This is a genomic window from Bradyrhizobium sp. P2_E8, from assembly GCF_056403875.1.
In genome coordinates this window covers 1-11689 of record NZ_JBFUES010000127.1, presented here as the reverse complement: position 1 = coordinate 11689, position 11689 = coordinate 1, and the positions used below count along the sequence as shown (strand labels likewise).

The window sequence follows — 11689 nt, the reverse complement described above, 5'->3', positions numbered from 1 at the left end:
AACGCTGGGTAACGACGATGTCGAGCCTCAGCTCGATCAGCCCATCTGACGCTGCACATCGATGCGACTTACATCCTGGCGGCCGAAATGGCGCCGAGAGCTTCGCCTGACTGGGCGTGCTGCGGCGCGGCTTATCCGACTTCAAGATCGTGCATGATCGGTTTCAGTCCGTCGGGCGTGACTTCGAGGCTCGCAAGCGTGATCGGTAGCCTAAAGCGTCGGCGCCCGGCACTGCCGGGATTCACGTAGAGTAAGCCGTCGACGTTAGCGATCTTCGGCACGTGGGAGTGGCCGGAAACAATGACATCAATGCCCTGAGCGAAGGGGTTCTGGCCTACGCAGCGTTGCAGCTTAACCACAAGCCGTTCCAGCTCAGCGCTCCGGGACGATCGGCTGCTGCTGGCTGGACAAACCATCTGAAGATTAGCACTGCCCAGCCTGTCCAATCACTTGCGATACTGCTCGTCGCTCACCTTTTCCATCCAGGTCACCGGACTTCCGTTGAGGGATTCCTGGATTGCGATATGGCTCATCGCCGTTGTCGGCGAAGCGCCGTGCCAGTGCTTCAGGCCGGGCGGAAACCAAACCACGTCGCCGGGGCGCACTTCTTCGATAGGTCCTGCGTCCCTCTGCACCCATCCAAAGCCGGAGGTGATGATCAGTGTCTGGCCGAGCGGATGCGTGTGCCACGCCGTGCGAGCGCCCGGCTCGAACGTCACATGAGCGCCGCCCACCCGCGCAGGGTCGGGCGCCTGGAAAAGCGGATCCACACGCACCGCTCCGGTAAACCACTCAGCCGACCCCTTGGTGGAGGGCCGCGATCCGCTTCGCTTGATGTCGATGTCCATGTCCTCATTCCTCTGCTTCGCGATCGACAGCTCCGCACCGACTCTCCTTGCGGCGAGCGCGGCGAGGCCTGCAGCCGTAGCCTCTATGATGCCGCGGCGCGATGCGCTCGGAATCATGCATTGTGGTCGCTTCGGAGGAAGCCTCCGCAGTGCCCTGTCAAGAGACCTCCGGTAACCTGTCGAGGTGTTTGTCCAAAGTGATGGGATAATTGCGCACGCGGACGCCCGTCGCATTGTAGACGGCATTGGCGACGGCCGCCGCGACCCCGCATATGCCGAGCTCGGCCACGCCCTTCGCCTTCATCGGCGAGACCTTGTCGTCGGCCTCTTCGAGGAAGATYACTTCCTGATGTGGAATGTCGGCATGGACGGGCACCTCATAGCCGGCAAGGTCGTGATTGACGAAGAAACCGCGTCGCTTGTCGACCGCGAGCTCCTCCATCAGCGCGGCTCCCGCGCCCATCGTCATGGCTCCGATTACCTGGCTCCGCGCGGTCGTGGGATTAAGGATACGGCCGGCCGCGCACACGGCCAGCATGCGGCGGATCCGGACCTCACCGGTGAAGCTGTCAACGGCAGCTTCCACGAAGTGGGCTCCGAATGTGGATTGTTGGTAGCTCTTGTCCAGACCTCCCCATTCCATCTTGTCCTCGGCGACGAGTTCGCCTTCGCCGACGGCGTCGGCAAGCTTCGCGGAACGGTTTCCACTCATCACCTGGCCGTCCGAAAACGTCGCCTCCGCCGAGTTGAAGCCGAGTCGCTGCGCAACTGCTTCCCGAAGCTTTACGCAGGCTGCGTAGACGCCTGATGTCGAACAGTTCGCTCCAAACTGCCCTCCGGACCCGGACGAGACGGGGAAGGCGGAATCGCCCAAGCGAACCACGACCCTTCCGATGTCGACGCCCATCATCTCGGCGGCGGTCTGTGCGATGACCGTATAGCTGCCGGTGCCGATGTCGGTCATATCGGTTTCGACGATGACGAGCCCATCTCTCCCCAGCCTGACGCGCGCGCCCGAAGGAACCAGCAGATTGTTTCGGAAGGCGGCCGCGGTGCCCAGGCCGACGAGCCATTGTCCGTCCCGCACGGCGCCCGGAGTCGCGCTCCGGCGCGTCCAACCGAAACGTTCGGCACCCTCGCGCAAACAACGCACCAGGTTGCGCTGGGAGAAAGGACGGTCCGGCTTCTCGGGGTCGACCTGGGTGTCGTTGCGCACGCGCAGCTCGACCGGATCCAGGCTCAGCCTCTCGGCCAGTTCGTCCATCGCGATCTCGAGCGCCATCATGCCAGGGGCCTCGCCGGGGGCGCGCATCGCGTTCCCTTCCGGCRGGTCCATGACGGCGAGCCGCATCGAAGTGAGACGATTAGGGCCGGCATACAGCAGTCTCGTTTGATTGGTCGCCGTCTCCGGCTGACCGTCGGGGAGATCGCCGGAGCCGCTTTCGTGCGCGATGGCAATGATGCGCCCATCCGCGCCCGCCCCGATCCGGATGCGCTGCCGGGTAGCGGGGCGGTGGGTCGTATTGTTCGGAATGAACGGCCGGGGTAATGCGACTTTGACCGGCCGGCCGGCCGCCTTCGCCCCCAGCGCGGCCATCACCACGTCGGAGCGCAAGAACAGCTTGCAGCCGAAGCCGCCCCCGATGTAGGGCGATACGAAGCGGACGTTCTCCTTAGGAACACCGAGCGTGGTTGCGAGATCCGTCCTGCCCCAGTCTATCATCTGGTTGGACGTCCACACCGTCAGCTTGTCGCCGTTCCAGGCTGCGATCGAAGCATGAGGCTCCATCATCGAGTGGCTCTGGTCGGGGGTCGTGTAGAGCTCGTCGAGCTTCACCGGTGCCTGAGCGAAGGCCTGTTCGAAGTCCCCGGTACGACTTTCGGGAGGCGCATCCTTTTCGGGACTGTTGGGGTCCTTTGCAAGAGGAGCAGTTTTCAGCGCCTCCTCGAGATCGAACCTGCCATCGGCGGGCGCGTATTCGACGCGTATCAGCGCGGCCGCGGCCGTCGCCTCCTCGAAGGTCTCCGCTACGACCACCGCGATTGCCTGGTGATAGTGATCGATCTCAGGGCCGCCGAGCAGTTTGGCCGTGTTGAATTTGCCCTTGCCGAGCTTGCCGGCGTTCTCGGGGGTCACGACCGCCAGAACCCCAGGCGCGCGCTCCGCCTCCGCGAGATTCATGCTGGCGATGCGGCCCTTGCCGATCGCGGACCCGACGATGGCCCCGTAGGCCGGATTGGTCACAACGTCGTGGTGCTCATAGGCGTACGGCGCCCTTCCCGTCGTCTTCAAGGGGCCGTCGATGCGGGGATGTGCTCGCCCCACCACCTGCATGCGGTCGATGGGGTTGGCTTCGGCGGGTTTGTCGAATTTCATTGCTGCCTCGCATCGTTCAGAGCGGCGGCAACCGTCCGCTCGACCAGGGGTATCTTGAACGCGTTATCGGTTGTCGGCCTCGCGTCGGCGAGCAACCGCGCAGAGAAGGACTTGGCACCTTTGGGCAGATCGACTTCGGCGTCTTCGACCCGCCACGGCTTGTGGGCCACGCCGCCGACGGCCACCCGTCCGGACCCGTCCCGCTGCACGACGGCCGCGACGGATACCAGCGCGAACGCGTAGGAAGCCCGATCTCTGACCTTTCTGTAGACATGGGTGCCGCCGACCGGCCGCGGCAGCGTCACGGCCGTGATCAATTCGCCGGCGGCCAACGTCGTTTCGATGTGCGGGGTGTTGCCCGGCAGGCGGTGGAATTCGGCGATCGGGATTTTGCGCGTTCGACCCATGTCGTCGACGGTCTCCACCTCAGCGTCAAGCGCGCGCATGGCGACCGCCATATCCGAGGGGTTGGTCGCAATGCACGATTCGCTGGTTCCGATCACGCCCAATTGTCGGCTGATGCCCTCGATCGCTGCGCAGCCGGTGCCGGGGCTTCGTTTGTTGCAGGGCTGATTGATATCGTAGAAGTAGGGACAGCGCGTGCGCTGGAGCAGATTTCCGGCCGTCGTCGCCTTATTGCGGAGCTGGCCGGAGGCGCCGGCGAGGAGCGCACGGCTGAGCACCCCGTAATCCTTCCGGACGCGCATGTCGGCGGCAAGCGAAGTGTTTCTGACCAACGCGCCGATGCGGAGTCCTCCGTCCTGGGTATTCTCGATCTTGTCGAGGCCGAGCCCGTTGACGTCGATGAGATGTCGCGGCGTCTCGATCTCGAGTTTCATCAGGTCGAGGAGGTTGGTGCCGCCGGCGATGAATTTCGCGCCTGGCGTTTCCTTCGCCTTGGCCGCGGCTTCTTGGGCCGATGCGGCGCGTTCGTAAGTGAATTCCTTCATGTGCTGCTCCCCGCAACCTCGGCGATGGCCTCGGCGATGTTGGAGTAAGCGCCGCAGCGGCAGATGTTGCCGCTCATGCGTTCGCGCAGTTCGGCGTTCGTCAGTTCAGGAGGAGCGGTCAGGTCAGGGCTGACATGGCTCGGGATTCCCGCCTTGATCTCGTCGAGCACCGCTACCGCCGAGCAGATCTGGCCGGGCGTGCAATAACCACACTGATAGCCATCATGTTTGACGAAGGCAGCCTGCATGGGATGAAGCTGCTCAGGCTGGCCCAATCCCTCGATCGTGGTGATCCTGTCGCCTTCGTGCATGACGGCGAGCGTGAGACAAGAATTGATGCGCGTTCCATTCACGATCACCGTGCAGGCGCCGCACTGACCGTGGTCGCATCCCTTCTTGGTGCCGGTCAGGCTGAGATTCTCCCGCAGGGCATCGAGAAGCGTCGTGCGGTTGTCGACTTGAAGGCTGCGCGGCTTTCCGTTCACCTCGAACGATACGCCGGTCGGACGCTGCGAGGGCTTTTGACTCGAGGGTTGCGATTGCGCCTGTGCGCCGGGGACGACGCCGACCATCGCCGTCGCAGTGCCGGCAGCCAGAAGGCGCCGCCTCGATACTTCCAGTTTGACCGGTTTTGGCATGTCGTCTCCTAGATTTCCGCCGATCTGGGGCATGTTCCGACGTTAATTCCCATGTCGGGCCGGGGTTCGAATGCGCTGCGTTTGATGAAACGATGAGCCGTTCTCACCCATGGAACTTCGTCGTCCGAGATATCCCCGGGCATCCTCATTCGGCTCCTTCCGGAGCTGTCGGACAACAGCCACAAAGCTACAAGCGCAGCGCAGAGCACCGTGCCAGCACTGGCGAGAAACACGGAGTTCAGCCTCGCGTCGGCCGCGATCAGGCCGAGCGCAGGACTCGCGAGTCCTTGAGCGAGATCCAGGAACGCCGTGTAGGCTCCCATGGCAAGGCCACGGCTCTGCGCCGGCACCCGGCATACCGCCTCCACACCGAAGCCGGGATAAACCAGCGAGAAGCCGAAGCCGGTGAGCGCGGCGCCGGCGAGCGCCATCTCCGGACGGACTGCCAACCAGATCAGCGCCTGGCCGCCCGCTTCAACCACCGCGAAGATCAGCGCGACTTTCGCGCCGCCGATCGCGTCGGCCAGATGGCTCAGGAATATCCGCGCCAGAATGAAAGCGAGGGCATAGGACGTATAGGCCAGCCAACCGTTGGCCCAACCTTGACGCGCGAACAGCAACGCGACGAACGTCGTCACTGCGCCGAAGCCTACGCTGCCCAGTGCAGAGCCCAATCCCGGCACCCAGACGGCCCCGAGAACTTCGGCGAAAGAAAAGCGGGCATGGACAGCCGGCGCAACCGTCCGGAGCGGAGCTACGATCAGCAGGGTCAGCAGCGGCGCTGCGGCCGTAGCCGCGCCGATCGCGACAAACCCGTGAGAGGCGTAGAGTGCAGCGCCGGCCGGCGCCCCGATCGCGAAGGCCGCGAACATCGCTGACCCCACCCAAGCGATGACCTTGCCCGTGCTGCGGGAATCCGCGAGCGCCAGTCCCCAGCTCACGGCAGCCGTGATGATGAAGCTTTCGGCGCCGCCGAGCAGCCCTCGTCCCAGCAGAAGGATCGCCACCGAGATCAGAGGGATCTCGGTAAAGCCGAGCGAAAGCAGGTAAAGCACGCCGGAAGCCGCAGCCGCCAGCAGGCCGACGACCACACCTCGCTTTGCGCCCCGGCCGTCGGAGAAGTTGCCCGCCCACGGTCGCGAGACTAGAGAAGCGGCGAACTGGCTGCCGGCGACGAGCCCGACCACGAAGGTGCTTTGGCCCAACCCATCGTGCACATGGAGCGGAAGGACGGGCATCGCGACGCCGATGACGAGAAAGGCGACGAAAACCACCGCCATGATCGGCCAAAGGATGGTCGCGAGGCTTTGCGCCGCAGCGGACTCTGGCATCACTGTATCCGACATCGCGGCCTTACACCGTGAGCATCGTCTTGATCGCTCGCCGTTCGTCCATCGCGCGATATCCTTCCGCGACTTCGCAAGCGGCACCGAGAGATCGAACACTTTCCCGGGCTTGATTCTGCCGTTGAGAACGCGGTCCATCAGATCAGGCAGGAAGCGACGGACTGGGGCCGGGCCACCGAGCATGCGCCGCTGCGCGAAGAACATCGCCTGCCCGTCGAAGGTGACGCCATGAGGCACTCCGACATAGCCGATCGATCCACCAGGACGGACGGAATCGATCGCCTTCGTCATGGATTCCTGCGTACCGACGCACTCCAGGACGGAGTCCGCACCGACCCCGGCCATGAGCTCTTTTACGCGCTCTATCCCCGCGGCCCCCCGTTCGGCCACGATGTCGGTCGCGCCGAAGTCTCGCGCCAGCTCCTGCCGGCTCTTATGCCGGCTCGTCGCGATGATACGTTCCGCGCCCATTTCCTTCGCGGCCAAGACGCCCATCAGTCCCACCGCTCCGTCGCCGACGACGGCTACCGTGGACCCTCGTTGCACATTGGCGGCATCGGCGGCGTACCACCCCGTGCCGAGCACGTCGGAGGTCGCCAGCAGGTGCGGAACGAGATCATCACCAGGCAGTTCGGCGGTGGCGACCAGCGTCCCATCGGCCAGCGGCACGCGCGCGTATGGCGCCTGCGCCCCCGTCATGAATTCGCGCTGCACGCAGGACGACTGAAAGCCGAACTTGCAGTGCGGGCAGGTGTTATCCGAAAGGCAGAACGAGCCGACGACGAATTGACCAGGCCGGACAGCCCTGACCTCGCTGCCGACCTCCACGACGACGCCGCAATATTCGTGACCCATATGGGCCGGCGCGTCAGTCGGTTGCAGCCCGCGATACGGCCACAGATCCGACCCGCAGATGCAGGTGGCCGACAATTTGATGATGGCGTCGGTCGGTTTGACGATCTTGGGATCCTCGACCCGATCGATACGAACGTCGCGGGGACCGTACATCACGGTTGCAAACACGGCTGTTCTCCTCTCAAGCAGATGGAAGCTGTTCGATGCGCAGCGAGAACTTGCCGCGCTTGAGTAGCGGTCGCGGACCGTCGTCGAGCCGGCCGAGTCGGATCAAGCCGCTCGAATGTTTGTAGCCGCCATGAAAGAAGGCGGGGTTGCCCCACGGTGCGTAGTAACAGAGATCGCCCGGGGCCTCGTTCGAGAAGGGACCGCCTCTTTCTTCCGTAAGCCTGCGCGGCAGGTAGGCGATTTTCTCGTTGGTCGAATAGTCCTCGATACCGAGATCCAAAGGCAACATCGCCGCGAATTCGCGGGCGGACGGATTGTCCTTCAGCGTTACCCTGAATGTCTGATCCGCGAAACTGCAACGGATACGCATGGTCGCCGTTCCTCCGGTTTGTGCCTCAACAGCCGTCGTTTCGGCGAACGCGGCCTGCGGCATTAGATCGGTCGAGATCATCGCGAATACGAGCCGCCGGCGAGACAGTCCATTCTCAGTAGTCGGCTTCATGGATTACGCCTCCACTGAGCAGCTGGCGCGGGCATCGAGAACAGCCAGCAACGCCGAAGCTCCAAGCAGTCCCGCGCTCGCGAGGAATGTCGTTCGATAGCCCGCAGCGTCGAACAGGATCCCGCCGCCAGCGGCGCCGAGTGTGATCGCAAGTTGGACGACCGCCACCAACAGGCCCCCCGCAGATTCCGCGTCGTCGGGAAATCGGCGCGCGACCCACGTCCACCAGGCGGCCGGCGCACCGGTTCCGATCATGCCCCAGAGGGTCAGCAGAGCCGTCGTCGGCCCGGCGAAGCTCCCCAGCGCCACCAGGCCGCAGGCGATCGCAGCGAGAGCCAAGGGAGCCAAGATGAGGGGCGTCGAAAGACTGCGCGCCGCCATGCGCCCGATCAGCCAGGTGCCGATCACGCCGGCGATGCCCATGACGAGCAGCACCCCGGAGAGCGCGGAAACATCGAGACGCGTGACGGTTTCGAGAAAGGGCCGCAGGTATGTGAACAGGGCGAACTGTCCGGCGAACAGCAGCGCGACCGCGACCATGCCCAGGCGGGCGTTCGGACGGCGCAGGACGCCCAGCGCACTGCGTTGCTCCTTGGCCGCCTCGGACGGCATCGATGGCAGGGTCAGCCACTGCCAGACGAAGGTGACGACGGCGAGCGGAACCACGAGGAAGAACGCGCCGCGCCATCCGATGTACTGACCGAGAAAGCTGCCAAGGGGCGCGGCGACGGTGGTCGCGACCGCGTTGCCGCCGTTGAGCATCGCAAGCGCGCGCGGCACCTGCCTCTCCGGAACGAGCCGCATGACGGTCGCGGCGGACATCGACCAGAAACCGCCGATCACCACCCCGAGCAGGGCGCGCCCCGCCATGAGCATCGCGAAGTTGGGCGCGAACGCGACCAAGAGACCTGACGCCAGCATGAGGGCGGTCAACGAGAGCAGCAGCGTCCGACGATCGATGCCGCGGGTCATCGTGGAGATRGAGAGGCTGGTCAGCACCGCGAACAGGCCGGACACCGAGATCGYCTGCCCGGCCGCGCCCTCGGTGAGATGGAGGTCGGATGCGATCGGGGTCAGGATGCTGACGGGCATGAACTCGGAGGCGATCAGCGTCGAGACGCACAGCGCCAGCGCGAGTACGGCCCCCCATCCCGTCCGATCCGAACTCTGCCCCCGTGCCGAGATCTCGGGGCTGCCGAGGATAGCTTGTTCGGTCACTTGCTCGCTCCGTGCGATGATCTGTGCACGGAACATAGGCCGCGAGGCGGCCGGGGATTATCCCGAACCTATGCGATGAAGCGTTGAGTTGCGCTCATCGATCAGCCGGACCCATATGGCCCGAGCGGCTGCATCTCTCGGATCAGGTCGATCAATAGGCGCAGGCCCGTCGGCAGTTGGCGACGGCCCGGGTAATAGATGTGGAACCCGGGTCCCATCGGTGCCCAGTCGTCAAGGACGCTGCGCAGCACTCCCCGCGAAATCAGTGGGGCCGCACACGGCTGCGGGAGGTAGGCCACCGCAGCCCCTGCCTGGACAAGGGCGAGCGCGAACTGAGTCTCGTCGATCGTGATCGCGCCCGGCACATCAACGGCGACCTCTTCGCCGTCTTTCTCGAATTCCCAGTGGTAGATGCTGTCGTCGCCCAGGCGGATACGGAGACATCTATGTGCGTGCAGGTCGCTCGGGTGCGAGGGGACGCCATGCCGATCGAAATAGGCTGGCGAGCCGACCACGACCCAGCGGATATCGCCCGATAGCCGCTGCGCGACCATGTCCTCCGGCACCGTGCCGCCGTAGCGAATTCCGGCATCTGCGCCCTGAGCGACCACATCGATCAGGTGATTTGAGACGGCGACATCGATCTCGATGCCGGGATAGCGCTCGACGAACACCGGGAGGACCGGAGCCAGCAGCAACGAGCTCGCGTGCTCAAGCACGTTGAGTCGAATCCGGCCCGTGGGCTCGTCCCGATAGCGGTTAAGCGCTTCTATTGCCGTCCCGATTGCATCGAACGGGGCGGCCAGCGCCGCCTGCAACTCCTCTCCGGCGGAGGTGAGGGTGACGCTCCGGCTCGTCCGATTGAACAGCCGCACGCCCAGCCGCGCCTCCAGCGCCTTGAGCGAATGGCTCAGCGCCGAGGCGCTCACGCCGAGCTCGAGGCCGGCCCGGCGAAAGCTGCGATGCTTCGCGAGCGCCAGGAAATAGGCAAAATCGGCGAAATCGGTGCGGTTGATACGCATGTTTCGGACTCTGTCCCTTGCGCGGTCATGGTGCAACGATGATGAGTCAAACTCAACGATGTCCGCACAGGTCCAAGCTTGGCTAAAGCGAGACGGATGGAAGATCGTGCTCTGCGGGTTCGCGTTCGACGAGACCCGCCCGCTCGCATGCTTCGCCGGCATCTGGACGAGCTGGACGTCGGTTCGGAAGGTCGAGGAAGGCGAGACCACCCACGACCCTCTACGCGTTCCTGACGACGGACCCCAACGCTGAAATGGGCGCCATCCACCCGAAGGCGATGCCGGTGATCCTGACGACGCCGGAAGAGGTCGAGACCTGGATGACGGCGTCTCCAAATGAAGCCCTGAAGCTGCAGCGGCCCCTACCGGACGGCGCGCTCCGGATCGTCGCCCGCGGCGTCAAGGAAGACCGGGCGCCGACCACGTAGGTTTCTGCACAGCCCGGCGGAACACGTGGACAAGCCCGAGCCTCTGCATTTCGGAATCCCTGACCCGTGCTAACCGCCCGGAACGAGGCGGCGGCCCCAAGGATTCGTCACGGCAGGAGCGATCTCGATGCTGATGACCAAGGAAAGACGTCCCGCGATCCGGACGTTGCGCGGCTGGGCCATCTCGGTGCTGCAGGAGGCCGGCGCCATCCGCGAATGCGAGGAGCACGGCTGGATGCAGGACCGCGCCGACCCGCACGCTCGCGAGCGGGCCTTGGACATCGCACGGGGGGAGCCGCCGGCCAATCGATCTCCGCAGGAAGCGATGGTGGAAATCCGGAATGTCCTGGAGACGATCGGCGACACCTGCCCCGAGTGCCGGCCCGACGACTAAAAGGGATGGCTGCTTTTCCTTGACTCTGATCAATGGTGTCTTCCGACGTTTCCTCATGGTCCGCTCATGAAGAGACTCGTTCAACCTCCCCCCAACGGCGGAAAAAAGGCCGAGACGAAGCCGTCGCGCACGGAGGAGGCCCGCCGCGTTGTCGAGGAGTACGTGAAAGATCTGCTCGAGCTCATCAAGCGGCTTCGCGGCCACCTTCATTGAGGCGTTCGCCGTCAACTCCGATTGGCATATCAGTCCAGCCGTCGTGAGTTGAAGGCGCCGGATGGTGTCGCGCGAAGGCATGTCCAAGGGAGCTTATCGGGGTCCCAAGGCTCGGCGGCCTATCGGGTACGCCCGCCGATTAGCGGCAGACCCACGCCCCGTTGACCAGCACGCGATGACATGCGCCGACGGCGCCAACCGTCGCTGCTCCCACGGCTGCTCCTCCCACGACCGCCCGACGCGTCGTACGGCGAGCCACGCCGGCATAGCTCATCGGCGTCAGAGGACGACCGACCCGGGCCTGCGCGCTGCTTACGGACAATGAGAGACCGTCGGTTTCTGTCCAGCCGATTGAAACGGAAACTCCGCAGATGACGACGGCGGCGATCAAGAATGCTCGTTTCATGGCGATCTCCCTTGGTTACAGATGTAGAACTCTGCCTTCCTCAGATGGAGGCATGCTCGACCGGGGAAGGCCCGCTGGTCGAGCATGTCGTTTCCTTGAATAGAACGCCTTCCAGGAAGCCTTGCACGCGGGCCCGTATCTCGACCCTGTTGACGGCGTCGACCCGCCCGACGAAGTCGAGCGTCTTCTCGATGTGCCTGTGCTGGGCTTTGATGATGCCGACCGGAATGGCGGCAGGTTGTTGTTGCGCGACGGCCGTCGCAGCAAGTCCGCAGAACGCAAAGATCGCGCAAATCGCGGTTCGCATCGCAGCCTCCTTGGGAC

At 64.5% G+C, this 11689-nt stretch carries 10 protein-coding genes and 4 pseudogenes; 2 read left to right on the top strand and 12 right to left on the bottom strand.

The features are described from left to right. Window positions 1–131: 131 nt before the first annotated feature. The 10 genes and pseudogenes from AC1D00_RS09880 to AC1D00_RS09835 form a co-directional block, all read right to left on the bottom strand. On the bottom strand, window positions 132–359 hold the full coding sequence (locus tag AC1D00_RS09880) for a metallophosphoesterase family protein (RefSeq protein ID WP_477010538.1): 228 nt from the start codon (window positions 357–359) through the stop codon (window positions 132–134). A gap of 87 nt (window positions 360–446) precedes the next feature. Then, a complete protein-coding gene (locus AC1D00_RS09875; protein WP_477010540.1) occupies window positions 447–842 on the bottom strand; it encodes a (R)-mandelonitrile lyase in 396 nt (131 codons plus the stop codon). Window positions 843–1005: 163 nt separating this feature from the next. Continuing rightward, window positions 1006–3225, bottom strand: a complete 2220-nt coding sequence (gene paoC, locus AC1D00_RS09870; RefSeq protein ID WP_477010537.1) for an aldehyde oxidoreductase molybdenum-binding subunit PaoC — start codon at window positions 3223–3225, stop codon at window positions 1006–1008. After that, window positions 3222–4175 (bottom strand): FAD binding domain-containing protein, encoded by a 954-nt coding sequence (locus tag AC1D00_RS09865; protein WP_477010536.1) that lies wholly within the window; start codon window positions 4173–4175, stop codon window positions 3222–3224. Before AC1D00_RS09865 ends, paoC begins: the two co-directional genes overlap by 4 nt. Further along, the gene (gene paoA / locus AC1D00_RS09860; protein ID WP_477010539.1) at window positions 4172–4813 is read right to left on the bottom strand and encodes an aldehyde dehydrogenase iron-sulfur subunit PaoA; all 642 of its coding nucleotides are present in this window, start codon (window positions 4811–4813) and stop codon (window positions 4172–4174) included. The genes AC1D00_RS09865 and paoA overlap by 4 nt, the downstream gene beginning before the upstream one ends. An 8-nt stretch (window positions 4814–4821) precedes the next feature. Then, window positions 4822–6126, bottom strand: a pseudogene (locus AC1D00_RS09855) (arabinose transporter); the annotation flags it as partial. A 40-nt stretch (window positions 6127–6166) separates the two neighbouring features. Continuing rightward, window positions 6167–7167: pseudogene (locus AC1D00_RS09850) on the bottom strand (zinc-dependent alcohol dehydrogenase family protein). Window positions 7168–7195: 28 nt separating this feature from the next. Continuing rightward, window positions 7196–7684 (bottom strand): cyclophilin-like fold protein, encoded by a 489-nt coding sequence (locus tag AC1D00_RS09845; protein ID WP_477010535.1) that lies wholly within the window; start codon window positions 7682–7684, stop codon window positions 7196–7198. A 3-nt stretch (window positions 7685–7687) separates the two neighbouring features. Continuing rightward, a complete protein-coding gene (locus tag AC1D00_RS09840; protein WP_477010534.1) occupies window positions 7688–8938 on the bottom strand; it encodes an MFS transporter in 1251 nt (416 codons plus the stop codon). Between the two features lie 65 nt (window positions 8939–9003). After that, entirely contained in the window at window positions 9004–9924 is a 921-nt protein-coding gene (locus AC1D00_RS09835; RefSeq protein ID WP_477010533.1) for a LysR family transcriptional regulator, read from the bottom strand. Window positions 9925–10042: 118 nt separating this feature from the next. Here AC1D00_RS09835 and AC1D00_RS09830 point away from each other — a divergent pair. Together AC1D00_RS09830 and AC1D00_RS09825 are read left to right on the top strand one after the other, a co-directional pair. Continuing rightward, a pseudogene (locus AC1D00_RS09830) lies at window positions 10043–10352 on the top strand (SOS response-associated peptidase family protein); the annotation flags it as partial. A 127-nt stretch (window positions 10353–10479) separates the two neighbouring features. Then, window positions 10480–10746, top strand: a complete 267-nt coding sequence (locus AC1D00_RS09825) for a hypothetical protein (RefSeq protein ID WP_477010532.1) — start codon at window positions 10480–10482, stop codon at window positions 10744–10746. Window positions 10747–11098: 352 nt separating this feature from the next. On the opposite strand, the gene AC1D00_RS09820 is transcribed toward AC1D00_RS09825, so the two are convergent. Together AC1D00_RS09820 and AC1D00_RS09815 are read right to left on the bottom strand one after the other, a co-directional pair. Beyond that, entirely contained in the window at window positions 11099–11365 is a 267-nt protein-coding gene (locus tag AC1D00_RS09820) for a hypothetical protein (RefSeq protein ID WP_477010531.1), read from the bottom strand. Window positions 11366–11405: 40 nt separating this feature from the next. After that, window positions 11406–11689: pseudogene (locus AC1D00_RS09815) on the bottom strand (hypothetical protein); the annotation flags it as partial.

What these genes read in the sequence shown, in the direction of transcription:
- paoA (WP_477010539.1), bottom strand. Translation starts at nt 4,813, where the DNA reads ATGCCAAAACCGGTCAAACTGGAAGTATCGAGGCGGCGCCTTCTGGCT.
- AC1D00_RS09825 (WP_477010532.1), top strand. Translation starts at nt 10,480, where the DNA reads ATGCTGATGACCAAGGAAAGACGTCCCGCGATCCGGACGTTGCGCGGC.
- AC1D00_RS09835 (WP_477010533.1), bottom strand. Translation starts at nt 9,924, where the DNA reads ATGCGTATCAACCGCACCGATTTCGCCGATTTTGCCTATTTCCTGGCG.
- AC1D00_RS09845 (WP_477010535.1), bottom strand. Translation starts at nt 7,684, where the DNA reads ATGAAGCCGACTACTGAGAATGGACTGTCTCGCCGGCGGCTCGTATTC.
- AC1D00_RS09865 (WP_477010536.1), bottom strand. Translation starts at nt 4,175, where the DNA reads ATGAAGGAATTCACTTACGAACGCGCCGCATCGGCCCAAGAAGCCGCG.
- AC1D00_RS09820 (WP_477010531.1), bottom strand. Translation starts at nt 11,365, where the DNA reads ATGAAACGAGCATTCTTGATCGCCGCCGTCGTCATCTGCGGAGTTTCC.